The following is a 26,764-nucleotide window of genomic DNA, read 5'->3' on the forward strand; positions in this document are numbered from 1 at the left end:
TGAGAAATGATGGAAGAAAGAGAATTGTTTCGCTGGGATGAATTGAGCTGGTATTCGGTACTCCGTGATCTGGTTATCAATCTATGGGTTGTGGTTTTAGCTGGTTTTACGGTGTGGATGGGAGTAGACAGTGTTGTACAGCTTCGATATGTTCCGGCGTATACGTCCTATGCCACAATGGCGGTTACCGCAAAGGGAAGCGATATCAGCATTTACTCCAACCTCACAGCCACAACTCAAATGGCAGAGGTGATTGGAGAGGTGTTTGCCAGCAATGTTCTACGCGAGAAAGTTGTTGAGGAGTTAGCCGTAACAGAGTTTGATGGGGAAATTAAAGCAGAGGTAATACCAGAGACCAATATGCTCACAGTTCAGGTCACGGCACCTACTGCCAAGCAGGCCCATCAAGGTTTGTGGTCAGCTATAAATCATTATGACGAAGTTTCAAACTATTTGTTTACCAATGCTGATTTAATGATGCTTCAACCACCATCCGTACCCCAAACACCTTCAAATACCCCAAACATCCGACACATTCAGAAAATAGCAAGTGTTGGAGCGGCAATCTTGGTGGCGGCAGGATGTGTGTTGTTTACTGCGTTACGTCCAACCGTTCAGACCATGCAAGGGGCACAGCGGAATCTAAATGGAAGTGTCTTGGGTGATGTACCGTTTGAGCGGAAGTGGAAAAGTACAAAAGACATCATACGCCGAAGAAAGAAATCCATTCTGTTGAATGACCCAGGGGTTAGTATGGGATTTTCTGCATCCATCAGAAAAATTGCAACTCGCCTGGAGCTTCGGATGAAACACAGTGGGCACAAGATTCTGTTGGTGACAAGCGTAGGAGAGAATGAGGGCAAATCATCGGTGGCAACCAACATTGCACTGGCGTTAAAGGAAAAGGGGCGGAGAGTTCTGCTGTTGGATGGTGACCTGCGAAAGCCTGCCATTCATAAGGTGCTACAATTGCCCAAAGAGGATGCTGTGTGCATAAATGACTATCTCAACGATCGGTGCGAGGGAACGAATACTGTCTATTACGATGAGGACAGCGGTCTACACGTAGTCCAATCCGGTGCTCAGCGTGTGGATGACGGAGTACGGGGGAATGCAACAAAGATATGCCAACTAATCCAAGCTCTATCAGAAACGATGGACTACATAATTGTAGATTCGGCACCTATGGCTGTGACAAGTGATACGGAATATCTGCTACAAGCAGTGGAAAGCGTATTGTTTGTTGTGCGACAGGATTGGTGCGGGGTGGATGCCATTAACGATAAGCTCGAGATTCTTCGGCAAAATAATGTGCGAATCCAAGGTATCGTGCTCAATGCAGTGCATCCATTTGGGTTTGGTAGCAGAAGTCGGGATCGGTATTACGGATACGGTCGAAGAACGCGCGGGAAAAAGAAACTGGAGGCAGAACATGAGCGAGAAAATTGAGCGTTCAGAACATGAAATTGATCTATTGTTTCTGATAGAAAGCTTGGTAAAACTCCTGTGGCGACACTGGTGGTGTCCTGTGGTGCTTGCCTTGGTTTTTGGTGCTTTCAATTATGGCTATACATATAAAACCTATGTTCCCATGTACTGCAGCAAGGTTTCTGCAACTGTTATGGTGGCAACCAATCCACGGGGAGATAGCTATGGGTTTTATTATGATAGTAGTGCAGCCAATCAGTTGGCAAACACCTTCCCTTATATTTTGAGTAGTCCTATTTTACTTGATGAGTTGAAGGCAGAACTAGGTTCGGAGGTGATTCAGGGGAACTTGGCGGTTTCCCTGGTGGAAGGCTCCAATATGTTGACCATGTCTGTGACGGGCCCCGATCCTGTGGAGACAGAAAGAATTTTACAGGCGCTGTTACAAGTATATCCTAACGTAGCTCGTGTGGTAATAGGCGATATCGAGTTTCATCTGATTGATACGCCAGCTGTGCCCAATGAGCCATGTAATTTTCCTAACTATCCCAAAGCGGTGGTGCAAGGAGCTGTCTTGGGGGCAGTGGTGGGAGTAGCTGTTCTATTTTTGGTCGCATTGCTCCATAAGAGAATCCATAGTCCCGATGAACTCAAACCTGTGAGCAACATTGTGTGTCTGGGTAAAATATCCGCACTCAGAAAGAGAAAGTGGCGCCATCCTTCTATTTTGGAAGAAGAGATGAGCTTAGGATTTGTAGATGAAATAGACAGCCTTACGTTATCAGTGCGGAGAGAGTTGGATGAGATACAGGGAAAGGTCGTAGTTGTAACCAGCACAGTGGCTACAGAAGGAAAATCCATGGTTGCAGAAAATCTGGCTTATGCATTGGCCAAACAAGGGAAACGGGTTACTCTGATTGATGGAGACTTGCGTAAGCAGGATATGTGGACAAAGGTAGGAGGAAGTGGTAAATACGGCCTGATGGATGTAGTGTCAGAGCAAGAAGGTCAACAGAGAACGTTGGAGGTGTGTGAGAAATCCGGGATCTCCTTTGTGGGAGGAAGTGCTCCTGTCCCCGCCGTTGCTGAAATTTTGAACTCAGGTAAATTGAGCGAGTGGCTTGAGACGTTAAGGGGGACTATGGATTATATAATAATTGATAGCCCGCCCATGCAACTGTTTGAAGATGCAGCTGTATTGTCTGGGTATGCCGATGGAGTACTCTATGTAGTAAGACATGATTGGATACGAAGAAATCAAATCATGGAAACTTTGGATCAGCTAGGGGAGGTACACACCAAAATCCTCGGTTTTGTATATAACGGTCAGCCTCACTCACATAGCCGGTATGGTTACGGATATGGGTATGGATATGGCAAATACGGCTATAGCTACGGTAGATATGGAAATCGATGAGGAGAGAAAGCATGAAAAGGAAACTGTTTTTTCTGCATGCGCTGGGAGTTTTAGCTGCCATCCTACTGGGAGTCCTACTGATGTATGCCGTACAGCAGCGGCCGGAGCAAGTAAATTCAGCTCTGACCAAGAAAACACAGAAATGCCAGATCCAGTGGAGTCCGGAGATACTGGTGTACGATGGAACGAGTGAGCTAGATATAATGCAAGGAGTGCTTGTTACAGATGAGGACGGAAATGATCGTACCTCTGATGCCCGTGCAGTACTCCAGAACACAGAGCAGCTGAACCAAAAAATGATTTATTATTCATTGAACGGATATAGCGAGAAATTAACAGACCAGGGACGGATGCTGCTTTTGGAAAACTATACTGGTCCAACCATACAGGTGGATTCGGAAGTACAGTTGACAGTAACTCAATTGGGGAATTTACCAGGAGTATTGGCTGAGCGGAAGCAGCTGGAAGCGGATAATGGATACGGTAAGGAGATAACGGGTCAAGTATCATGGTATCGGGAGAAAACTGCAGAGGGAGAGTATAGTATTTTTTTCACGGTGTCAAATGAATTTGGCGATGTAGCAACTGCACAGTGCAGAGCATATATAGATGGTGTGAAAGATGATATTGTGCTAACCTTGCGACAGGAACAAATATCCATTTCTCAGAATGAACCGTTTGTACCCCTTGACTGGGTCCTTGAAGCGGAAGATGCCAATGGAGAAAACCTGATCGATGGAGTAGAGGTGGAAGGAACGGTCAATTCTTCTGTACCGGGGAACTATACGATTACATACCGGTTAACATCCTTGGACGGAAGACAATGTGCAACAAGAAATCTAAGTGTAAAGGTCAACGAGACCGCATAAGGCCAGAATACCAAAGGGGGGTGTCAGCAGTTTGTTGAGCATATCCTCGATACTACCATGTACCAATTTTTGGATTTACCTTTTGGCGCAGACTTATTAAACCATAGAAGCTTATCAGGCATGGTTTGCTATCCCTTTTCGAATGATGTGTTACAACTTCATTCGACCAGAGATTTGCAAACCATGCCTTTTTATATGCAAATATATGATACTTATTCTACCATGTTCCTACTTACGGACGGCGTCCGCCCATGCCACCCATGCCCCCCATCTGGCCGGACTGCATGTTGTCGGTGTGAGCTTCCCCGTTGGCGCTGCCGCCGCCAGAGGTGATGGTGTAGGTTCCACCATCTATCTGCATCCAACTGCTGGCACTGACACCATCTCCGTCGGCGGTGATGGTGTAATTTCCATCGCCCAGATAGACAAAGCCCTTTTCGGTGTCTTCCTCATTGTCGCTTTGAATGCCGTCCTTCCCGGTTTGGAGGGTGAAGGTACCGTTGGCAATGGCCAAACTGTCCTTGCCAGACAGGCCGTGGCTGGAGACGTTGATCTCGTAGGTACCGCAGGTGACCACCAAGTCATCTTTGGACACCACACCGTGTCCCCCCTGAGAGGTGATGGTGACGGTGCTTCCGTCCACGGTGACGGCGTCGCTGTCGCAGGTAGAGGGGGAACCCAGCGGAATGTGGACGGCACTCTCCTCGTCATAGCCGATCTCAAAGTCCCGGCCACTGAACAGCTGGGACAGATCCACGCTGCCAGAGGTACTGGACTGAGAGGACGGCAGGTCCTGACTGGATGTTGTGGGAGCGGGTGAGTTTGTACTGCATCCTGGTAACAGCAGGAGCGTGGAGAGCAGCAGAGTGCAAGACTTCAGAGATTTCATGATGTATCATCATCTCTTAGAACTCGCAGGAAGCGGTCTCTTGGCGAGAAACTGTGATTTCCAGGTTTCCGTTGCGGCAGCGCAGCTGGTCAATGAATTCCTTTTCCAATTTGGGGTCCCGGAGGGTGAGCTGGTAGGTTAGGCGCAGCAGGCTGCCCATGTTGGTAGTCTTCACCTGGGAGAGCTCGCAGCGGTTGGTGTAGCGCTGGAGCAGGTCGTCAAAGACACCGGTATACTCCAAATCTTCGGGAATGGTGATGTGCAGGGTCTTGTAACAGGCAGATTTCTTGCCGGAGCCGAAGTTTACCAGGTGGTAGAGGACGCTGACACCGCCCAGCATAATGGCGATGACAAAGCCGTAGCCGATGTATCCCATGCCCATGACCAGCCCTGTTCCCATGGCCAGGAAAATAGCGCCAATCTCTTTGGCGGAGCCGGGTACCGAGCGGAAGCGCACCAGGTTGAAGGTGCCCGCCACCGCCACTCCCGTGCCGATGTTGCCGTTGACCATCATGATGATGACGCATACCACGGCGGGGAGCAGGGCCGAGGTGGCCACAAAGCTTTTGGTGTACCGGGTGCCCACCATGTAGGCCAGGGCCAGCAGCAGTCCGGCCACCAGTGCTCCGCCCACACAGAGCAAAAAATCAGTGATGGAAATTACTTGGGTGAGATCGGTGTCAAATACACCGCGAAAGAAATCAGGCATAACGGAGTCCTCCTAACTGCTGTTGTTTTGTCATGTGTTGATAGGCCGTCCCATACTTGGAGAACGACGTTTTGAAGATGTTGTGCTGGGTCAGGGCGTGAACCATCCACAGGGGAATCCCCCCAGAGGTTTTGATCTCCATGAGGGTCTGATCGGGGGAGAGGATGGGGGTGCCATAGACCTCACTACACAGGGAGATCTGGTCCTGACGGTATTGGTCTAGCTCCATGTGCCCGTCCATGGCCTGTAGCACTGCCCGCTTTTGAGTCAGGTTCAGCAGATATTTGAGTTCGTAGCGCTGGAATGTCATCTGTGCTGCCATCCCTGGATGCCCCTTTCCATCAGGATTCTGTTACGGGAGACAGTATACCGAGGCTACCTTAATCAAACTTAAAATTTTTACACCCCATTTACAAAAGAAAACCGCTAAATTCAGAGCATGTTCACCAGAAAAAGGATGACTGTACAGATGAAATAGTACGGTGTGATGGCATATGGAATCACCTGCAACTTACAAGATATTACAATTTATTCTTAAAATATTACAAATGTTGCACAAAAGTGTTGACACAAATAGGGGAGAAGTCGTAAGATAAACTTGAACTGGAATGTCATGGGATCTGGAAAGAGGGCGTCGGGATACGCTCAGGGGCGCTTGCAGACGCATCACAACGGCGTGGACCGTGCTTTCTCATGTCCAAGGACATGTGTAGATATTAGGAAACAACTTATTGCAGGGAGGTACTTTATTATGAGAAATTGGATCAAAAAAGGCCTTGCACTGGTGCTGACAGCCGCTATGGTGGTAGGCATTTCGCCGCTCCATGGTTCGGCTGCTGATACGGACAGTGCGCCTGGCATCGCCAGTGTTCCTACTGTGCAGTCCGCAACGGCTGGAGAAGGCAGCTTTACTCTGACCAGTGAGGCTCGCTTCTTCATCGTTGCAGACAGCGATCCCACTGGGACGGATTTGGCTACCTATGTTCAGACGGCCAATTCTGAGTTTGCCGCTCGGGGCATTCCTGGTGATTCCGTGCTGCCCATCGTCTATGGCGATGAGTCCATGGCCAAGAGCGGCGATATCGTCGTGAAGGTGGATGGAACTGCTGTGACGGACAGCCAGGGTTATACGCTGGACATCACCTCTGACAACATCACCGTGACTGCCAATTCTGCCATCGGTGTGTTGTACGGACTGCATACCGTGCTTCAGAGCATGATTGCCAACGGCACCACTGTGATGGCTGGCACCGTCACCGACTATCCTGACGTTCCCGAGCGCTCTTTGTACCTGGATGCTGGACGTGTATTTTACACCGTTGACATGATGAAGTCCTTCATCCACACGCTGTCTTGGAATAAGATGAATGTGCTGTACCTGGATTTCTCCAACAATAACGCCACTCGCTTCTTCCTGGACGACATGAACGTGACTGTGGCTGGCACCGACTATGATGTTTCCACCTGCAAGCCTGACAATGGCTATTGGACTGAGGCGGATATGAATGAAATCCTGGCCGAGGCTGAGCAGTACGGCGTTCAGGTCATTCCTACTCTGGACAGCCCCGGACACATCGGTGGCGTGTATAGCGTCAATAACAGCTGGTTCTATCGTGCCAGTGCCACCGACTATGATGCCAAGGTTGGTAAGATCACTCTGGACCTGTCCAACGAGGACGCCTATGCCTTTGGTCAGGCACTGGTGGCCAAGTATGTGGACTACTTTGCTTCCAAGGGCTGCACCAGCTTCAACATTGCAGCAGACGAGGCCTCTTATGCAGATGGTACCCACATGAACAGCACTGACCCTCGGTTTGTCAACTATGTCAATGATCTCAACGACTACATCGTCAGCAAGGGTATGACTACTCGGATGTTCAACGATGCTGTCAAGAGTGTGGACTCTGGTATCAGCAAGGATATCATCATTCTGTATTGGGTTCCCGCTTCTCCCAATGCCCAGGCCCTGCTGGCTGCTGGCTACGATGTGGTGAACTTCGTCTATACTTATGTCTACTATGCATACGGCGCCTCTAGCTATTGGAATGCAGACCTGAGCAAGGTGTATGGCTGGAATCCCGGTATCTTCGGCGACAGCGCAAATGCTGAGCTGGGGGATAATGGATATGCATACCCCGACAGCGTCGGTAAGGTGCTGGGCGGAAACTTCGCCATTTGGTCTGACTATGGATACAATTATGGCAAGACCGGTGCCGACGTCATCAAGGGGACAAGCTGTGCCTATCAGCGTTCTGATTACTCCGTGAGACAGAAGATCTACGCCGTGGCTGAGCGCACCTGGAATCAGGATGGAGCCACTGCCAGTCTGTCTGATTGGGAGGCTACTCTGCTGGATGCCCCTGCTGGAATTTCCGTTTCCACTGGCGATATGGACGCTACCGTGTTGCCCGAGGCTTCTGCCGTGACCCCCGCCACCCCCTCTAAGGTGGACAAGACCCTGCTGGAACAGACCATCGCCTATGCCAAGGGCCTGGATACCACCGGTGTCACCGACTCCGCCAAGGCCGCCTTCGAGAAGGCTCTGGCCAACGCCGAGGCCGTTCTTGCTGACGACAACGCCACCCAGGACGAGGTCAACGCCGCTTGGGATAACCTGCTCACTGGCATCTGGGGTCTGGGTCTCACCCAGGGCGACAAGACCGAGCTGGAGATGCTCATTGCCCAGGCAGACGGCATGATGGAGAACGTCGACAAGTATGTGGAGACCTACTGGCAGGAGCTGGTGGACGCTCTGGCTGCCGCCAAGGATGTGATGGCTGACGGCGACGCTATGCAAGAGGATGTGGACGTGGCCGCCGACGCCCTGCTGGACGCCATTCGGGCTCAGCGCTTCAAGGCGGACAAATCCGTCCTGGAAGAACTCGTCAACCGTGCCACCCAGATGGTTGAGAATGCCGATAAGTATGTGGAGACTCACTGGCAGGAGCTGTTGGACGCTCTGACGGGGGCTCAGGCAATCATGGCTGATCAGACTCTTTCCGAGGATGACCAGGCCAAGGTAGACGAAGCCGCCGACGCCCTGCTGGACGCCATTCTGGCCCAGCGCTTTAAGGCGGACAAGTCCATCCTGGACGACCTCATTAACAAGGCCGAGGGCATCAACCTGGACGGCTACACTGCCGAGTCCGTGGCTGCTTTCCGCGCTGCCCTGGCCAATGCCCAGGCTGTGATGGCTGACAACAGCCTCTCCGAGGACGATCAGGCTACCGTGGATGCCGCTGTGGCTGCCCTCAGCGACGCCATGAACGGCCTCACCGCCGGTGGCGCTCCCGAGACCACCCAGAAGCCTGAGAACAACGTGCCCCAGACCGGGGACAACGCCCACATGATGGGCTATGTGCTTGCCACTCTGGCTGCCGCCAGCCTGCTGCTGGGCGCAGTTGTGGTGGAAAAGCGCCGCCGCAACGGCTAAAATAATCAATCCAAATGGAGCTCCGGCTAAATGCCGGAGCTCCATTTTTTTGTGAAGGCATATGCACAACTTACAAAATATTACGATGGACTTTTGAAATATTACGGACATTGCACAAAGCTGTTGACACCAAAAGGGTGTGGTCGTAAGATAGGCTTGAATTCGGATGTGGTGCAATCTGGAAGGGGAGGGAAATATAAGAGGGCGCCAGGGTGCGCCGGATCACCGTACCGCAGACCAAGATATCGGAACACGGACCATAGGGGACCAAATGCCCCACTGAAACGGACTTTGAGGAGGGAATGCACGTGAAAAAAGGTTGGAAGATGATGGCCGCCGGAATTCTGGGCTTGCAGATGTTGATACAACCTGTGGCGATGGCCATCCCGGCGTCCTCCGCTCAGGAGGATGGAGAAGTTGCATACCTGAGCAATCAGATTCAGCGGAATGCAGGGGAAGAACTGGATGGGGCCTACTATTTGAGTGACATCCCGGTATCCGATTACGAGACAGGCTGGGGTGACCTGGGCATCAACCAGGGCGTAGACACTTCCGCCAAGGGCCTGCGCCTGCGTATTAACGGCGAAGTGAAGGACTTTACCAAAGGCGTTGTCATTCACCCCGGAACCTCCCAGGACGGCTATGCCACTTGGGATGTCTCCCGGTATGAGGCCACCCGGTTCACTGCTTACGTGGGCATCAACACAGGTGCTGACGGGGAAGGCAGAGACCGGGGCGACGCTGCCTTTGAAGTCTGGGCGGACGACCAAAAGATCTGGGGCGACGGCGTGTTCTATAAGGAGAGCGGCGACGCTGCTTACATTGACGTGGCCATCCCGGCTGGGACCCAGCAGCTGAAGCTGGTTACCAAGTCCGGACCGGACATGTCCTGTGACCACGCTCTGTTTGCCGAGCCCAAGCTGTACCTGTCCAATCTGGACCAGCGGTGGTTTACTCTGTCTGCTCAGTCCTCCATTATCTCCGGCCAGGGCAGCACTGTCATGGTGCCTCGGGTGGAGAATATCTTCGGCACCGAGGACTTTACCCAGGAGTATACCGTGACCTATGCCACGGAAGATACCGATGTGGTTTCTGTGGAGGAAACCACCGGAGCTGTCACGGCTGTGTCTGCGGGTGTGGCCACCATTCGTGGCACCGCTGTGCCCAAGGCTGGCGGCGACACCCTCACGGCCACGACCCAAGTGGAGGTCACCGAGAACGGCTGGACGCTGGCCTCTCCCGACGGCTCCATCGTAGCTGACCTGGCTCTGGACCAGGAGGGTGGCCTGCGCTACACCGTGACCCGGGACGGGGAAGTGACGGTCAGCAATGGCCGTCTGGGCCTCCAGACTTCCCTGGGCGATTTCGTCACCGGTATGACCCTGCAGGGCGAGCCGGAGGTCACCGAGATCAACGAGGACTATGAGATGATCTCGGGCAAGGCCTCCACCTATCACAACCACGCCAATCAGGTGACCCTGACCTTGGCCCTGGAGGACAGCCAGGCCCAGCTCCAGGTGGTGTGCCGCAGCTATGACGACGGCTTTGCCTATCGCTATCGCATCGTAACCGATGAGGAGCAGGAGATGGTGGTCAACGGTGAGGTGGGCTCCTTTACTGTGCCTGCCGATGCAGCCTCTGTGTCCATGCCCAACGGCAGCGGCAACTTCTCCCACGAGGGTCTGTACTCCATGAAGGAGGCGGGCACCCTCAGCGGAAAGATCGTGCTTCCCTTCCTCTATCAGATGGGAGACAACTGGGTGCTGATGAGTGAAGCGGCTCTGGACGGCAACTACACCGGCTCCGTGCTGGATGCCTCCGGCTCCACCTTCACCTTGGGCTATCCCCAGCAGCAGGGTGAGACCGTGAGCACCACCGCTCCCTTCCAGTCTCCTTGGCGCTTTGCCGTCATCGGGGACATCACCGACATCATGGAGAACACCATGGCGGAAAACCTCAGCCCCGCCCCCGATGAGGATACCTACCACTTCAGCGAGTGGGTGGACCCCGGCGTGTCCTCCTGGACCTGGCTCCAGGGTGGCTTCAACGTCCAGCGGGACCCCGAGGCCATCAAGTCTTACCTGGACCTGGCCTATGAGATGGGCTGGAACTACTTCATTCTGGACGAGGGCTGGCAGCCCAACAACCCCGACTACGGCAAGCCCGGCGAGACCAAGTACGAGGGCGTGTTCGACTGGTTCCCCGAGATCGTGGAATACGCCGAAGAGCGGAACATTGGCCTCATCGCATGGGTACCCTGTGACGACCTGGCCACCGAGGAGCAGCGCAACGAGCGCCTGCCCTACTGGTCCGAACTGGGCATCAAGGGCATCAAGGTGGACTTCTTCGACCGAGAGAGCCAGGACCGTATCGCCCTGATGCAGGAAATTTATAAGGACTGTGCCGAGAATCGACTGCTGGTCAACGTCCACGGCGCCAACAAGCCCACCGGCGAAGTGCGCACCTATCCCAACGTGCTCAACCGAGAGGGCATCAACGGGGAAGAGATGGGCTACAACCGCTATGAGCAGCTGACCCTGGCCCCCCTGACCCGTGGCGCGGTGGGTCCCACCGACTACACCCCTCGCATTACCCCCACCGGTAACATCACCTATGCCCACCAGCTGGCCATCGCCATCCTCTTCGAGAGCGGCCTGCCCTGTATGGCTGGCAGTGTGGAGCAGTACGAGACCCTCACCGGTGCCTCCTTCCTGAAGAACCTGCCCGCCGCCTGGGATGAGACCGTGGGCCTGGATACGGTGCCCGGCCAGTACATCACCGTGGCCCGCCGCAACGGACAGCAGTGGTATCTGGCCACCAACCAGGGCTCTGGCACCCGTGAGGCCTCCATCCCCCTGGACTTCCTGGGTGAGGGCAAGTATCTGGCCGAAATCTACACCGATACCGAGAGCGGCGTGGATGTCCAGCGCACCACCCGCATCGTGTCCCGGGAGGATACCATCTCCGCTTCCCTCAAGCAGGGCGGTGCCTGCGTGGTGCGGCTGAGCCAGCTCAACGCCGTGGATACCATCGACATCGTGGAGAGCGACGTGGTTGTGAAGGAAGGGGAGAGCGTGCAGCTGACCCTGGATGTCATCCCGGAGGACTACAAGAACGCCGACATCCTCTGGAGCGTGGACAACGACCAGCTGGCCCAGGTCACCGACGGCCTGGTGTCCGCTAAGAACGACGGTGTGGTCACCGTGACTGCAGCTTCCGCTCTGGACGGCACTGTATTTGACACCTGCCGGGTGGCCATTACCGCCAAGGCCCAGCTGTCCGACCAATGGACGGTGGTCAATCCCACCAACGCCCTCACCGTGGCAGAGGACCAAGACAACCAGATCACCATTGATACAGAGGCTGGCGACTTCACCCAGAAGAATGTGCCCAAGAACAAGCTGGTGCTGGAGATTCCCCAGGGTGACTTTGAGATTTCTGTGAAGGTCAACGCTGAGATGACCGCAGACTTCCAGACCGCAGCCCTCTATGTCTGGGACGACACTGGAGCACTGTTTGCAGCCCAGCGCCGCTATCACAGCTTCTTCGGTCAGAATGATAACCACCATATCTACGCCGCCCCCAACCGCAACGACGTCAACAGCAACATGGAGGAGCCCTGGGTCCAGGCCAATCCCGAGGACACCCAGTGCTACCTGAAGGTGGTCAAGAAGGACGGCGTGCTGTCCGCCTGGTACAGCCTGGACGGCAGCCAGTGGAATCCCATCCGGGAGGACGTGACCATTCCCAACCTGAACACCAGTGAGACCCTCCAGGTGGGCGTCTTCACCAGCAACGGTGAGCGGAACACCGTCAGCGTCCCCGTCACCTTCACCGATTTCACGCTGAATGGTGAGGTCATCCCCTTCCGGGGTGAAGAGGACACCTACGTGCTGTGGACCGATGCCCTGGAAAACGTGAACGCAGACTATGGCACCTCCGCGCAGGACCTGAACCTGCCCGAAACGGTGACGGTTCTGCTCTCCGACGGGACCAGCAAAGAGGTTGCCGTGAGTTGGGATGTGTCTACTTATGATCCCCAGACCTCCGGAGCTCAGACCCTGACTGGCACCTTGGAGGACTTGGGCGACGTAGTGAATACTCTGGACGTCACTGCCCAGGTGACCGTGGTAGTGGGGGACAAGCCCATCGCCGCCGACAAGACCCTGCTGCAAAAGACTTATGACTACGCTCTGACCCTCTCCACCGATGGCGTCACCGACAGCGCCAAGCAGTACTTTGTTGACACCATGGCTGAGGCCAAGGCGGTGTTGGACGATGCCAACGCCACCCAGGAGCAGGTGAATGCCGCATGGGATAACCTGCTGGAGGCCATCTGGGGCCTGGGCCTCACCCAGGGCGACAAGACCATGCTGGAGCTGCTCATTGGCCGGGCAGACGGCATGATGGAGGATGCCGACAAGTATATGGAGGCCAACTGGCAGCAGCTGGTGGACGCTCTGGCAACTGCCAAGGACGTTCTGGCTGATGGCGACGCCATGCAGGAGGATGTGGACAAGGCCGCCGACGCCCTGCTGGATGCCATTCTGGCCCAGCGCTTCAAGGCGGACAAGTCCATTCTGGAAGAGCTTCTGAACAAGGCCGAGGGTATCAACCTGGACGGCTACACGGCCGAGTCTGTGGCTACCTTCCGCACGGCTCTGGCCAATGCCCAGGCTGTGATGGCAGACAACAGCCTCTCGGAGGACGACCAGGCTGTGGTGAATCAGGCCGTGGAGCAGCTCACCGCCGCCACGGACGGCCTCACCGCCGGTGGAGCCCCCGAGACCACCGACAAGCCTGAGGCGACCGACAAGCCTGAGGCGACCGACAAGCCCGAGACTACGCAGAAGCCGGAAGCCACCCAGAAGCCCGAGAACAACGTGCCCCAGACTGGGGACACTGCCCACATGATGGGCTATGTGCTCTCCGCTCTGGCCGCTACCAGCCTGCTGCTGGCTGTGGTTGTGGTGGAGAAGCGCCGCCGCAACGGTTAATGAAGATTGGAGCCCCGGCCATTTGGCCGGGGCTCCAGCGTAAAAGAATTGCCCCACAGGGTGGCTATGCAAGCCGACCCTGTGGGGCATTTTTTCTTTATTGGGTGTACCCTTGATACAGCTCCGGGGAAATGGCCTGCTCAATGGCATCGTATACCCCTTGGCACCGCTCTCGAATCTCATCCCGGAGTTCCTGGGAGAGGGTGATGATCTGGGTGCCGCTCTCCTCGATGATGTCAATGCGCTGGGAGATACGGGCGTCCGACTGCTCTCGGGCGTACTGGGTGGCGGTCTGTGCTGCCTGAGTGAGAATCGCCTGGTCCTCTTCCGAGAAGCTCTGGAACAGCTGGTCGTTGACGATCAGGGAGATGAGGTGGGGGAGGTGGTTGGTCTCCACAATATAGTCCTGCTGCTCGTACAGCCGATTGGAGACGATGACCTCGTAGGGATTCTCTTGGGCGTCAATGGTGTGCTGCTGGAGGCCGATATACACCTCACTGAAGCTCATGGGGGTGGGCTTGGCGCCCAGGGCCTGCCAGAAATCCAGGTGGTAGGGATTTTCCATGGTGCGGATTTTCTGGCCCTTGAAGTCGTCCAGGCTGTACACCGCTCGGTTGGTGCTCATGACCCGGAAACCCTGGTCTGCCATGCCCAGCAGGTGATAGCCCCCTTGGGTGTACACATCGCATACCGACTGATAGAAGTCAGGGTCGTCCAGCTTGGCCCGGCAGTCGTCCAGTGAGTCGAACACACAGGGCAGGTCAAACACGGCCAGGTCGGACATGAAGGTGACCTGCGGGGCGGTGTTCTGCACCAGGAAGGGGATGTCTCCGTCATAGCAGCTCTCCAGCAGCTCCCGGTCTCCCCCCAACGTGGAGTTGGGGTAGACCTTGATGAGAATCTCTCCGCCGCTGAGCTCCTCCACCTCCTGGGCAAACCGCTCGGCAAACAGCTGGGTTACCGTATCCTCGGGGCTGGCAGTGGCCAACACCCACACCGGACGGGTGTCCCGCTCTCCGGTGCACCCGGACAGAAACAGGGAGAGGCACGTGGCTCCTGACAGGACGGCGGCCAGCAAGCGGCGTCTGAATTTCAACGATTTCATACCGATTTCTCCTCCGTTGTGTCAGATGAGGGCCAGGGAAAGGGCGGGGATATAGGTGATGAGCAGCAACGCCACCAGGAAGTAGATGATCATGGGGAACGACTTTTTGGCGATGGACATCACCGGCAAGTCCGTCAGCGAGCTGGCCACAAAGAGGTTGACGCCAATGGGAGGCGTGACAAACCCGATGGCCAGGTTGACCACCATGACCACGCCAAACTGAATGGGATTCATACCGGAGGCCTGCACCACGGGCAGGAGGATGGGGGTGAGAATCAGAATAGCGGGAGTGGTGTCCATGACCATACCCACAATGAGCAGGAACAGGTTGATGACCAGCAGTACCACCACGGGGCTGTGGAAATGGGTGCTGATGAAGTCGCTCACCGTCTGAGGCACCTCCATCAGAGTCAATACCCGGGAGAAGGCGGTGGAGGTGGCCAGGATGAAGAGAATGGGGGTAAAGGTGCGGATGGACTCCTGCAAAATACTCCAGATGTCCCGGATGCGGATGGTGCGATACACCACCAGGCTGATGAACAGGGAGTAAAACACCGAGATCACAGCGGCCTCTGTGGGGGAGGCTACGCCGGTGTAGATGCAGCCCAGGATGATGATGGGGCTGAGGATGGCAAAGAAGCTCTCCCGCAGGACCCGGAACAGCCCCTTTTGGTGGAGCTGACCCACCGCAGCCCGGATTTTCACCTTGTCCTCTCCGTGCTTCCGGCAATAGAACACGGAGTAGCACATGAGCAGCAGGCCGATCATGAGGCCGGGGATAATGCCCGCCAAGAACAGGTCGCTCACCGATGCCCCCGAGGCCATGCCATACATGATAAAGGGAATGCTGGGGGGGATGATGACCCCCAGGCCACCTGCCACCGCCACAATGGCGGTGGAGAAGGTGACGTCATAGCCCAGGGAGGTGAGGATGGGGATGGTCATGCTGCCCACTGCCGCCACAGTGGCTGGGGCGGAGCCGGAGATGGCCCCGTAAAAGAGGCAGGTGACAATCACCGCACAGGGCATGCCTGCGGTGCGGTTGCCCAAAAAGTAGGTGAACACGTCAAACAGCTTCCGGGAGATGCCGCCTTTGGCCATGATGATGCCGGACAGCACGAACATGGGCACGGCCAGCAAGGGGAAGGAGTCCAGACCGCTAAACATGGAGCGGATGAGGAATTTGGCGCTCACCGTAAAGGAAGGGTCAAACACAACGGGCAGCGCGGATGCAATGCCCAGGGAGATGGACACAGGGATGGCAATGACCAAGCAGATGATAAAAATCAAAAACAGCAGTGCGACCATTTATCCATCCTCCTTATCTGTGTGTTTGTGGTGGTTTTCATCCCCTGCCTCGGTGTTGGCCTCAATGAAGGACTCCGGAGTGTTGTGCTCGGGGTGGGCCGGGTCGTATACCGGCTTTCCTCGGGCCACCTGGAACTCAATGACCCAGCGCTGGAGAATGCGGAAGCTCACCAGTACAAAGGAGACAAAGGGGGCGGCCTGTACGTAGTACATGGGAATGGAACAGGCCGGAGAGACCTGGCCGCTGTACACCGCAGACATCATATAGGAGTATGCGGCAGGGAGCAGGAAGAGAAAGAAGATCAGCTCGCAGGTGTGGTTGACCACCTTGATGGCGGCTTTGACCCGGCGGGAGAAGACGGCGACGAATTGCTCAATCTTGATGGAAAGGCATTTCTTGCTGCAATAGCTGACGCTGATGAATCCGCACCAGATGAAGAGATACCGGGTCAGCTCCTCCGACCAAGTCAGAGACATGCTCAGGGCATAGCGGCAGAACACCTGGATGCCCATGATGATGGTCATGGCCACCAGCAGGAGGACCAGGATAAACTCTTCCAGGTTTGCATCAAGCCAACGAATCGCTTTTCTCATAGATCTTCTTCCTAACTGCATGTTGTTTGAATTAGAGGGCGCCGTGGAGCAGATTGAGCACGGTGCTCAAATCGTGCACGCCCATCTGACCGGGGGCAGAGGCCTTCTTGGCAGCGCCAAAGGTGAGGGCAGAGCCGAACACCTCGCCGCACAGGCGGCTGATGACGCCGGTGCTGGACATGGACATGGTGATGATGGGGCGGTCGGCGTACTGGGTGGCCATCTCCTCGGTGGCGGCCAGCAGGGTGAGCACGTCCTTCTTGCTCTGGGGCATCACGGCAATCTTGGGGATGTCGGCACCCAGGTCCTGCATCTTGCGCAGACGGCCCACGATGTCGGCCTGGTCCGGGGTCTTGGAGAAGTCGTGGTTGGAGGCCACCACCTTCACCCCGGCGGCGTGGGCGCCCTCAATGATGGTCTTGACAATCTCGTCGCCGGTGAAGGCCTCCACGTCCACCAGGTCCACATACCCGGACTGGGCGGCCTGGATGTTCAGCTGGGCATAGGCCTGGGGCTCAATGGCCTTCTCGCCGCCCTCCTTGGAGGTGCGGAAGGTGAACAGCAGGGGAATCTCGCCCAGGGCCTCCCGCAGGCCCTGGAGCACGTCCAGCACCTGGGAGAAGTCGAACACGCCCTCGAACCAGTCCACACGCCACTCCACCACATCCACAGGGATGGAGTCGAAGGTCTTGGCCTCGGCGAGGATGTCCTCTTTGGTCACGCCCACGATGGGCACACAAATCTTGGGAATTCCAGTTCCAATCTCAACATTTCTCACGCGAACAGTATTCATAGCAAAGCTCCTATCTTCAACCTGAAATTGATATTGTGTATAGATTAGCTGTTTTTCTGCTCAGATGCAAGAGAAACCATCTTGGTGTAGCGGAAATTCACGAACAGGCCCAGGAGCACGCCGATGAGGGTGAGGACGATGTTCATGGTCATCACGCCGGAGGGGGTCATGTTGGCGGCGGCGGTGAGAATGGTGTAGTTGCACAGAGAGGAGGCGATCATCACCAGAGCGGTGACCGTGCCCTTGATCTTGGGGAAGAGCATGTTGCACACGGCGGTGACGATCTGGAGCAGTCCGCCGGCGCCGGCCCAGCCAATGGCGAAGGCGCCCACCAGACACATGGTCTGGGTCTTGGTCACCAGCACCAGGATCAGAGCAGCCAGGCAGATGACGGGATAGACCATGATGAAGCGCACGTCCTTGATCTTACGGGTGAGCAGGGCGGTGACAATTAGGGCCAGCATGGTGCCCACGGAGTAGTAGGTCTGCATGATGGAGGGATCAGCCCAGCCCACAACTTCCTTGGCGAAGTTCTGAGCGCAGTTGAGCCACAGCTGGAAGGTACCGGTGCAGGTGAAGCCGATGAGAATCATGGCGATGGACTCCACGGAGAAGCGGGTGGTCTTCAGGCTCTGGATGAGGCCCTCCTTCTTCTCCTTCTTGGCGTCGGAGTCGGGCAGGGGAGCGAAGAGGATGAGCACAGCCAGCACGATGTAGCAGATGCCGCAGATGTAGAACAGGGTGTTGTAGGAAGTCAGGCCAGCAGCAGTGGTGGCCACGGTAGCGCCCAGAGCGAAGGGCAGGAGCATCTGGGAGATGGAGATGAAGAACTTGATGCCCATGGTGGCAACGCCGGGCGCAGCGTAGAACACCTCGCCCACAGCGGGGTAGATGCCGGTGTCCAGGAAGGAGTTGGCCACGCCGCCCAGAATGGCACACACATAGGCGATCTGATAGCCGCCGTTGGTGCCGGCGTTGAAGGCCAGAGCCAGACCGATGAGGTAGATGGCATAGGAAGCGCCGCCGATGACACAGGAGATGCGGCGGCCCAGCTTATCGGACAGAGGACCGGCGAAGGGCAGGGCGATGAGTCGGCCCAGACCCAGGGCGGCGGAAATGGCGGTGATGGCCATGGCGGTCACGTTCCAGCTGCCAGCCAGAGCCTCTTTGATGACAGCTTGTCCCAGGATGGAGCATCCCACACCGTGCAGGAAGTAGTTCAGGTACAGGATGAGGGCGCTGGGGAGGTACTTCTTGTTCATACGATTGTTCTCTCCTTTGAGTCTTTTCCAAGTCAGTGTCCTATATTCCGTCACAAACATAAGAAACACGGTGCGCAGTCGTTAAAAAAATAACGATCACTTACGTATAAAATTTTATCGGTTTCCGTCTAAAAATTCCAATGCCAATAACGACGAAAAATGATGCATACACGCTATGGAAGTGGTATAATCAGCTTAACTGGAAATTATGAATAAGTTTGGGAGAAACATGGAGGAAGGAGACGCGTTATGACATTCAACCAACTGTACCACTTTCAGACGGTGGCCAAGTATGAAAATTACCGAAAGGCGGCGGAAGAGCTGTATATTTCCCAGCCCTCGCTCAGCCGCTCCATTGCCGCCTTGGAAGAGGAACTGCAAGTGCCCCTCTTTGAAAAGAGCGGACGGGGGGTACACCTGACCAAAGGTGGGCATATTTTCCTGGAATACGTGGACCGGATTTTGGAGGAGTGCCGGGTGGCCAAGAGCAAGATGCAGGAGATTGCCAGCGGCGGCGGCAAGATTGACATTGGCTATGTGTTCCCTCTGGCCAGCCACTATATCCCCCACAGCGTGAGAAGCTTTCTCCACCGGGAGGAGAACCGCAACGTCACCTTTAACTTCTATCAGAACCACACGGCGGCCATCCATCAGAAGGTGAAGTCCGGCGAGCTGGATGTGGGCTTTGGGGGCTACATCGACCGGGAGGAGATGGATTACTTTCAGATTTTGTCGGCAGAGATCGTCTTAATTACTCCCAAAGGGCACCAACTGGAGGGAAAAGAGATGGTGTCGGTGTACGAGCTGCAAAACTATCCCGTCATCGGATATGACCGGGAGTCCTGGCTGGGCAACTACACCCAGCAGCTCTACCGCCGCCTGGCGTTCCAGCCCAACATCGCCGTGGAGTGCCCCGACGAGCACTCCATTGTGGCCATGGTCAGCGAGGACTTCGGCATCGCCCTGGTGCCCGACATTCAGGAGATCGACCCCCAGCGGGTGAATATCCACCGCCTCTATGATATGGAGCTGGAGCACCGGGTCTATATGTTCTGGATGCGGGACCGCTACCAGCTCCCAGTGGTCAAACGCTTCGTGGAATATATGAAGGAGCAGGGGGCTGTGGAGCGGCTCTAACTATATTGATAGCTTGAATGCATCAAATTTGCGCAAAAAATGTATTTTGATTTATTGGTTGCGAAGGCTATAATGAGTGTGTCACAAACAGAAGAAACACCTTGTGCGAAAAACAAACGAGGAGAAGATTCATGAAAACACACTATCCAAAAATCTTTGAACCGATCACGGTGAAGAGGATGACCATTCGCAACCGCATTGCGATGACTCCCATGGGCACCAACTATGGCGAGACCAGCGGTGAAATGAGTAACCGTCACATGAATTACTATTCCTTGCGCGCAAAGGGCGGCGTTGGCCTGATCATCCTGGAGAACGCCAATGTGGAGTACCCCGTGGGCTCCAACGGCACCAGCCAGATCCGCATCGATCACGACAGCTTCATGCCCCGGTACTATCAGCTGGTGGAGAACCTGCACAAGAACGGGGCCACCGTGGCCATTCAGATCAACCATGCAGGTGCTTCCGCTTCTTCTGCCCGAACTGGGATGGAGACGGTGTCCTCCTCCAACATTCCCACCAAGGTGGGGGGAGAGGTGCCCCGTCCCATGACTCGTGAGGAGATTCTCCACACGGTGAAAAAGTACGGAGAGGCGGCCAAGCGGGTGCAGGCCATCGGCTTTGACGCCGTGGAGATCCACTGTGGCCACTCCTACCTCATGAGCCAGTTCATCTCCCCCTACTACAACAAGAGAACCGACGAGTTCGGCGGCTCCATGGAGAACCGTCTCCGCTTCCCCCGCATGGTGCTGGAGGAAGTGCGCCGCCAGGTGGGGCCCTGGTTCCCCATCATCGTCCGTGTGTCCGCCGAGGAGCGGGTGCCTGGTGGCAACACCCTGGAGGACACTCTGAAGTATCTGGAATACCTGGATGAGTTCGTGGACATCTACGACGTGTCCTGCGGCCTGAATCCCTCTCTGCAGTACCAGATCGACTCCAACTTCCTGCCCGACGGCTGGCGTGCTTACCAGGCACGAGCCGTGAAGGAAAAGTTCGGCAAGCCCGTCATCAACGCTGGCAACTACCGGGACCCCGCCGTGGTGGAGAAGGTGCTGGAGAGCGGCGACGTGGATATCGTGGGCATGGGCCGTGGCCTCATCGCTGACCCTGAGTGGGTCAACAAGGTGAAGAACGGGGAAGAGGACATGCTGCGCAAGTGCATCTCCTGCAACGTGGGCTGTGCTGGCAACCGCATCGGGGTCAACCGCCCCATCCGCTGCACCGTCAACCCCGCTGTGCCTGAGGGCGACGTATATAAGAAGCTGAAGGTGAAGAAGAACTGCAACGTGGTTGTGGTGGGTGCCGGTACTGCCGGTATGGAGGCCGCCTGCACCGCCGCTGAAGTGGGCTGCAACGTGTTTGTCCTGGAGAAGCAGGACCACATCGGCGGTCTGTCCTCCTTCATCTCCGATCTGCCCAGCAAGTCCCGGATGAAGGACTTCCCCACCTACCTGGAGCGTCGGGCTGCCAAGCTGCCCAACCTGTACCTGTTCCTGAACACCGAGGCCACCCTGGATAAGATCAAGACCTTCAAGCCGGACGTGGTGGTCAACGCCACCGGTTCCGTGCCCCTGGTGCCCCCCATTCCCGGTCTGAAAGAGAACATTGCCGCTGGCAATGTGTCCACGATCTTTGACATGATCCGCGATGTGAACGCCGGGAAGTATCCCGAAGAGGCCTGCAAGGGCAAGAAAGTGGTGGTCATGGGCGGCGGCTCCGTGGGCCTGGATGTGGTGGAGTATTTTGCTCCCCGAGGCGCTGAGTGCTCCATTGTGGACATGCTGCCCCAGATCGGCATGATGGCCGACCCCATCACCAAGTGCTCCATGCGGGAGACCCACGATACCTACGGCGTCAAGGAGTATGTGAACACCGCTCTGCAGGAAGTGAAGGAGAATGCCTTCGTGGTCAAGACTCCCGAGGGGAACATTGAGGAGCTGACCTTTGACCTGGGCTTCAACTGCCTGGGCATGCGGGCCAACAACCCCATTCTGGAGGCCCTGGAGCAGGAGTTCGGCGGCACCGACACCGTGGTGTACAATATTGGTGACTCCGTACGGGCCCGCCGCATCATGGAGGGCACCATGGATGGCCGCGCCATTCTCAACGTGCTGGAAAACCAGGGCTATCTGGACTCCCTGGATGAGATTCGATAACAACATTGGATAGAATGAGAGGTAATTACTATGCCTAATATCACTGGACATACCGAACTGGTGGGCCTGATGGCCTATCCCATCCGCCACACCCAGTCCCCCACCACCCACAACCTGGCCTACGACAAGAATGGCGACGACGTCATCCAGCTGGCCTTTGAGGTGGACAACGACTCTCTGGAGGCCGCGGTCAACAGCATCCGCGCTCTGAAGATGCTGGGCTCCAACATCTCCATGCCCAACAAGACCGTGGTGCACAAGTACCTGGAAGAGGTGGATGAGGCCGCTCAGCTGTGCGGCGCCATCAACACTGTGGTTAACACCCGGGACGAGAATGGACAGGTCACTGGCAAGCTCAAGGGCTACAACACCGACGGCATGGGCTACTGGCAGGCCATCAACGAGGAGGGCATTGACTACACCGGCATGAAGATGGTCCTCATCGGCACCGGTGGCGCTGCCACCGCCATCGCTGTGTATGGCGCGCTCCACGGCATCTCCGAAATGCACGTGTTCAACATCAAGGACAAGTTCTATGGCCGTGGCGAGGAGATCGTGGCCACCATCAACGAGAAGACCAACTGCAAGGCCTACATGCACGATCTGGCCGACCTGGATCTGCTCAAGGAGAAGATGCACGAGGCCGACCTGTTCTGCGATGCCACCGGCGTGGGCATGCACCCCCTGGAGGAGCTGTCCAACATCCCCGATCCCTCCTTCTTCCGCCCCGACCTCATCGTCACCGACACCGTGTATGCCCCCCGTGAGACCGTGATGATGAAGCAGGCCCGTGAGGCTGGCTGCCAGAAGGTGTACAACGGCCTGGGCATGATGCTCTTCCAGGCCCTCATTGCCATCAAGCTGTACACTGGTAAGGACACTGATGTGGCTTACATGAAGGAGCAGCTGGGCATCTGATTGTCCTATAAGAACCATCATAGATAGAACCAACCAGTCCCCCCCGACAGATGTCGGGGGGACTGTCTTTTGCCCCGGTCTACGATGCGTAGGTTGAGGAGACAGGAATTCCCTGATATAATGGCACAACAAGAACAAAACAAAGGAGAACAGTCATGAATTCCTATGTCACAGGGAGTACCATCAAACGGCTACGGGAGGGGCGAAACATGACCCAGGCCCAGCTGGGGGAGAAAATCGGGGTGAGCAGTAAGACCATTTCCAAGTGGGAGACCGCCAAGGGACTGCCCGACGTGTCTCTGCTGGAGCCTCTGGCCTCCGCTCTGGGGGTGTCGGTGCTGGAGCTGATGAGCGGGGACACCATGTGCAATGGCAACCGCTCGGCCAACATGCTCCGCTCCAAGCTGTACGTCTGCCCCATCTGCGGCAATGTCGTCCACACCATGGGAGAGACAGTGGTGAGTTGCTGTGGTGTCACTCTGCCTCCGCTGGAGGCAGAGGAGGTGGACCAGGACCATTCCATCACCCGAGAAGTGGTGGAGGATGAGGTGTACCTCACGGTGGACCACCCCATGACCAAGAAACACTACATTTCCTTCTTGGCCTATGTCACTTCCGATGGCTTCCAGATGGTAAAACTCTACCCGGAGGGAAATGCAGCGTGCCGCTTCCGCCTCCAGCGCTCCGGATATCTGTACCTCTGCTGCAATCAGCACGGACTGATGCGGGAAAAAGTGTAAAGAGACCTCACGCCCCGGCTGGGTACGTTTTCTACCTGGCCGGGGTGTTGCCTTATGTGTGCCAAATTTGATAGGATAAAAAATAGAAACACACTGCAACCAACCCCTATGTTTTACGGGATATCAAGTGAAGGGCACCGAGAAGGGAGGGAGCCAGATGGAGGACCAGGAGATTGTGGAGCTGTACTGGAAGCGGGACGAATCGGCCCTGGAGCACAGCCGAGAGAAGTATCACGGGTACCTAAGCCGTATTGCCCAGCAGATTTTGTATGACCGGGAGGACAGCGAAGAGGTGGTCAACGACACCTATTTCAAGGCGTGGCAGTCCATGCCGCCCCAGCGGCCCAGCAAGCTGTCTATCTACCTGGGCCGCCTGACCCGGCACGGGGCCATTGACTATCTGCGCCGCCGCACCAGCCAGAAGCGGGGTGGAGCCACCTACGAGATGTGCGTGGAAGAGCTGGAGGAAAGTGTGCCCGGCGGAGAGACACCCCAGCAGGCCCTGGAGGAGAAGCTGTTGGTGCAGCTGCTCAATCAGTTTCTGGAGACCCTCTCACCCCAGGCCAGAGCGCTATTTCTGGGCCGATACTACTACTTCGACCCACTGTGGGAGGTGGCCCGCTACTGCGGCATGGGGGAGGGACAGGCCAAGAGCCAGCTTTTCCGCATTCGAAAACGACTGAAAGTCTATTTGGAACAGGAGGGGTTTGTGGTATGAAGGGAGAACAATTGCTCCATGCGCTGGGTGAGGTGGACGAGGAATACTTGGCGCAGGTGGATGAGCTGCGGCGAATGCCCCCAAAAAAGAAGCGACACACCTGGATTTCCATGGCTGCCTGCCTTTGCCTGGTGGCTGGGGTGGCGATGTGGGCGTTGCAAGGTGGAATGGGAATGCCCGGCAAGGATGGCGCCGAGACAAACTCCAATGGAATGAGCGGCAGTGCCCAGGGGATATATGTGCCGCCCCTAGAGGTGGAATTGCCCCAGGCGGAGACGGAGACCATGATAGACATGAGTGGATTTTTCATCTATCAGGGGCGTCTCTATGCTCAGGTGGATGTGGTGGAGCAGGGCCAGAACTTGGTGGGAGAGCAGTTGGGAGAGTCCAGTGGTACCATTGACGAGTGGATGCCCGAGGACCAATATCTGGAGGGCACAGGGAGTATCGGGGGACCATTTTATGAGGTGAAGGGATACGATCCCCGGTACCTGCTGTGTATGGTATATGACTACGGAGTGGAACTATTCTGGAACAACTGCGACATAACGGTATCCACTGGGGCGGATGTGTTGGAAGAGGTGTTCCGCCTGTCTGACGGCATTGCCCGGGCAGAGTTCCAGAAAGAAGTGGACGTTCAGGGGGAAAACAGGCACACGACCCCAATCACCCAACTGGAGGAGTTGGAGGCGTGGGTGGATGACCTGGAGCAGGCCCCGGCCCTGTCCAGCGCTGAGACGGATATGGGGCAGTGCTTGGGGCATCTGTACCTCACCAAGGCGGATGGGGTGACGGTGCACCTGAGATTGATGGGGAATGGCTATGTGCAGGTGGCAGAGTTGCCGGAGGTGTGCTGGCAGATGGAATGGCAGTCTATCCTGCCATGACAGAAAGGAGGAGAACCGGATGAAACAGAAGCGTTTGGCCCTACTGGTGGCGGGAACACTGCTGTGCAGTGCTTTGGTTGGGTGCACCAAAACCTATGCCACCGACCTCATGGACGGAGTGAAAGAGGGAACGCCCACAGAAGTGCAGGTTCAGGAGGAGACTTGGGCGGGGATGTATGATTTCTCGGTAAAATTGCTACAGACCACCTGTGATAGGGAGGAAAATGCTCTGGTGTCGCCCATGTCCGTGCTATCCGCTCTGGCAATGACCGCCAATGGCGCCCAGGGAGAGACCCGGGCCCAGATGGAGAACACCATGGGCGGGAGTGTGGAACAGCTCAACGGGGCGTTGGCGGGGCTGGGTCAGGAGGAGGACTCCCCCTTGTACCTGGCAAACTCCATCTGGTTTGCGGAAGGGGGACGCATCACCCCTGATCCAGACTTCTTGCAGGTGAATGCAGACTACTATGGTGCGGGGGTGTTTGAGGCTCCCTTTGACCAGACCACGATCACTGATATCAATCGGTGGGTGAAGGAGCACACCCATGGCATGGTGGAAGAGATTTTGAAAGAAATTCCCCGTGATACGGTGATGTACCTCATCAACGCTCTGGCCTTTGAGGGGGAGTGGGAGAACCCTTATCAGAAAGAGGACGTGTGGCAGCAGGCGTTTACCAACCAGGCGGGAAAGGTCCAGCAGGTGAGCATGATGCACAGTGAGGAAGAGCTCTATCTCCGGGACGAGCAGGCCCAGGGATTTATAAAGTACTATCAGGGAGGCCGATATGCCTTTGTGGCGCTGCTGCCGGACAAGGGAATTTCTGTTTTGGATTATGTGGAGGGCTTGGACGGCCAGCAATTGAAGGCGCTGCTGGACAACCCGACATCCGTGCCCGTGGCGGTGACCATGCCCAAATTTGAAAGTGAGATGGAAGTGGATCTCCAGGAAGTGCTGAAGGAGATGGGGATGGTCCTTCCCTTTGACAGCGCACAGGCAGATTTTACTGGCCTGGGCACCAGCCCCGAGGGAAACCTCTTTATCAATCAGGTCTTTCACAAAGCTTATCTGGAGGTACAGGAAACAGGTACCCATGGCGGAGCTGCCACCGCAGTGGAGATCAATTGTGAGGGGGCGTTTCAGGAGCCAGAGGACCAGAAGGTTGTGACTTTAGACCGACCCTTTGTCTACCTGGTGGTGGACACCTCCTCCATGTTGCCCGTGTTTATGGGCACGGTACTCTCCGTATAGTCAGGACCCCCGGCTAAGCCGGGGGCTTGAGTAAGCCCTAGAAGGGCATAATACAGACAACGCCCCTCAAGGGGCCCCGAATGGGTCGGTCAACTGCATTGCTGACTCATGGCGGGCCCCTTAAGGGGCTTTATTTATGCCTTCGTATTCTTGCT

General features: G+C 56.0%; 20 protein-coding genes. 12 read left to right on the forward strand and 8 right to left on the reverse strand.

What is annotated here, in order from left to right; all coding sequences use genetic code 11:
- Positions 1-9: 9 nt before the first annotated feature.
- From E0L15_RS01615 to E0L15_RS01625, 3 genes are read left to right on the forward strand one after another with little or no spacing between them, the layout of a single operon-like run.
- A complete protein-coding gene (locus E0L15_RS01615) occupies positions 10-1,449 on the forward strand; it encodes a CpsD/CapB family tyrosine-protein kinase (RefSeq protein ID WP_168124327.1) in 1,440 nt (479 codons plus the stop codon).
- The gene (locus tag E0L15_RS01620; RefSeq protein WP_168124328.1) at positions 1,433-2,845 is read left to right on the forward strand and encodes a polysaccharide biosynthesis tyrosine autokinase; all 1,413 of its coding nucleotides are present in this window, start codon (positions 1,433-1,435) and stop codon (positions 2,843-2,845) included. The genes E0L15_RS01615 and E0L15_RS01620 overlap by 17 nt, the downstream gene beginning before the upstream one ends.
- Before the next feature lie 11 nt (positions 2,846-2,856).
- Positions 2,857-3,714, forward strand: coding sequence for an immunoglobulin-like domain-containing protein (locus E0L15_RS01625; RefSeq protein WP_168124329.1), 858 nt, complete (start codon positions 2,857-2,859; stop codon positions 3,712-3,714).
- A gap of 232 nt (positions 3,715-3,946) precedes the next feature.
- On the opposite strand, the gene E0L15_RS01630 is transcribed toward E0L15_RS01625, so the two are convergent.
- Genes E0L15_RS01630 through E0L15_RS01640 form a run of 3 tightly spaced genes read right to left on the reverse strand, consistent with a single transcriptional unit; the run spans position 3,947 to position 5,634 of the window.
- Positions 3,947-4,603 (reverse strand): carbohydrate-binding domain-containing protein, encoded by a 657-nt coding sequence (locus tag E0L15_RS01630; protein WP_168124330.1) that lies wholly within the window; start codon positions 4,601-4,603, stop codon positions 3,947-3,949.
- Positions 4,604-4,619: 16 nt separating this feature from the next.
- Positions 4,620-5,312: a DUF4956 domain-containing protein gene (locus E0L15_RS01635; protein WP_168124331.1), complete on the reverse strand. Its 693-nt coding sequence runs from the start codon at positions 5,310-5,312 to the stop codon at positions 4,620-4,622.
- Positions 5,305-5,634, reverse strand: a complete 330-nt coding sequence (locus E0L15_RS01640) for a VTC domain-containing protein (protein ID WP_168124332.1) — start codon at positions 5,632-5,634, stop codon at positions 5,305-5,307. The genes E0L15_RS01635 and E0L15_RS01640 overlap by 8 nt, the downstream gene beginning before the upstream one ends.
- Before the next feature lie 429 nt (positions 5,635-6,063).
- Between E0L15_RS01640 and E0L15_RS01645 the strand changes: the two genes are divergently transcribed.
- Both E0L15_RS01645 and E0L15_RS01650 read left to right on the forward strand, forming a co-directional pair.
- Positions 6,064-8,745, forward strand: coding sequence for a family 20 glycosylhydrolase (locus E0L15_RS01645; protein ID WP_168124333.1), 2,682 nt, complete (start codon positions 6,064-6,066; stop codon positions 8,743-8,745).
- 308 nt (positions 8,746-9,053) lie between these two features.
- Complete coding sequence (locus tag E0L15_RS01650) at positions 9,054-13,742, forward strand: glycoside hydrolase family 97 catalytic domain-containing protein (protein ID WP_168124334.1); 4,689 nt, start codon at positions 9,054-9,056, stop codon at positions 13,740-13,742.
- 97 nt (positions 13,743-13,839) lie between these two features.
- Here the strand turns inward: E0L15_RS01650 and E0L15_RS01655 are convergent, their stop codons facing one another.
- The 5 genes from E0L15_RS01655 to E0L15_RS01675 are packed head-to-tail and all read right to left on the reverse strand — an operon-like array spanning position 13,840 to position 18,804.
- Positions 13,840-14,847 (reverse strand): TRAP transporter substrate-binding protein, encoded by a 1,008-nt coding sequence (locus tag E0L15_RS01655; RefSeq protein WP_168124335.1) that lies wholly within the window; start codon positions 14,845-14,847, stop codon positions 13,840-13,842.
- Positions 14,848-14,868: 21 nt separating this feature from the next.
- The gene (locus E0L15_RS01660) at positions 14,869-16,155 is read right to left on the reverse strand and encodes a TRAP transporter large permease (RefSeq protein WP_168124336.1); all 1,287 of its coding nucleotides are present in this window, start codon (positions 16,153-16,155) and stop codon (positions 14,869-14,871) included.
- Entirely contained in the window at positions 16,156-16,749 is a 594-nt protein-coding gene (locus tag E0L15_RS01665; protein ID WP_168124337.1) for a TRAP transporter small permease, read from the reverse strand. It lies immediately after the preceding gene.
- Between the two features lie 31 nt (positions 16,750-16,780).
- Positions 16,781-17,542, reverse strand: a complete 762-nt coding sequence (gene aroD / locus E0L15_RS01670; RefSeq protein ID WP_168124338.1) for a type I 3-dehydroquinate dehydratase — start codon at positions 17,540-17,542, stop codon at positions 16,781-16,783.
- Between the two features lie 44 nt (positions 17,543-17,586).
- The gene (locus E0L15_RS01675; protein ID WP_168124339.1) at positions 17,587-18,804 is read right to left on the reverse strand and encodes an MFS transporter; all 1,218 of its coding nucleotides are present in this window, start codon (positions 18,802-18,804) and stop codon (positions 17,587-17,589) included.
- Positions 18,805-19,053: 249 nt separating this feature from the next.
- Between E0L15_RS01675 and E0L15_RS01680 the strand changes: the two genes are divergently transcribed.
- The 7 genes from E0L15_RS01680 (at position 19,054) to E0L15_RS01710 (ending at position 26,609) form a co-directional block, all read left to right on the forward strand.
- Positions 19,054-19,941: a LysR family transcriptional regulator gene (locus E0L15_RS01680; RefSeq protein ID WP_087228593.1), complete on the forward strand. Its 888-nt coding sequence runs from the start codon at positions 19,054-19,056 to the stop codon at positions 19,939-19,941.
- 131 nt (positions 19,942-20,072) lie between these two features.
- On the forward strand, positions 20,073-22,097 hold the full coding sequence (locus E0L15_RS01685) for an FAD-dependent oxidoreductase (RefSeq protein ID WP_087370772.1): 2,025 nt from the start codon (positions 20,073-20,075) through the stop codon (positions 22,095-22,097).
- A gap of 30 nt (positions 22,098-22,127) precedes the next feature.
- Positions 22,128-23,015: a quinate/shikimate dehydrogenase gene (locus E0L15_RS01690; RefSeq protein WP_087228589.1), complete on the forward strand. Its 888-nt coding sequence runs from the start codon at positions 22,128-22,130 to the stop codon at positions 23,013-23,015.
- A gap of 155 nt (positions 23,016-23,170) precedes the next feature.
- On the forward strand, positions 23,171-23,755 hold the full coding sequence (locus E0L15_RS01695; protein ID WP_168124340.1) for a helix-turn-helix domain-containing protein: 585 nt from the start codon (positions 23,171-23,173) through the stop codon (positions 23,753-23,755).
- A 157-nt stretch (positions 23,756-23,912) separates the two neighbouring features.
- Positions 23,913-24,473: an RNA polymerase sigma factor gene (locus E0L15_RS01700; protein WP_168124341.1), complete on the forward strand. Its 561-nt coding sequence runs from the start codon at positions 23,913-23,915 to the stop codon at positions 24,471-24,473.
- Positions 24,470-25,360 carry a hypothetical protein gene (locus E0L15_RS01705; protein WP_168124342.1) on the forward strand — a complete coding sequence of 297 codons (891 nt, stop codon included), beginning with the start codon at positions 24,470-24,472 and terminating at the stop codon, positions 25,358-25,360. The genes E0L15_RS01700 and E0L15_RS01705 overlap by 4 nt, the downstream gene beginning before the upstream one ends.
- Before the next feature lie 19 nt (positions 25,361-25,379).
- A complete protein-coding gene (locus tag E0L15_RS01710) occupies positions 25,380-26,609 on the forward strand; it encodes a serpin family protein (protein WP_168124343.1) in 1,230 nt (409 codons plus the stop codon).
- The last annotated feature ends 155 nt before the right edge of the window (positions 26,610-26,764 follow it).

It is taken from the genome of Pseudoflavonifractor sp. SW1122 (assembly GCF_012027765.1).
In the GTDB taxonomy this organism is placed as follows: Bacteria; Bacillota; Clostridia; order Oscillospirales; family Oscillospiraceae; genus Enterenecus; species Enterenecus faecium.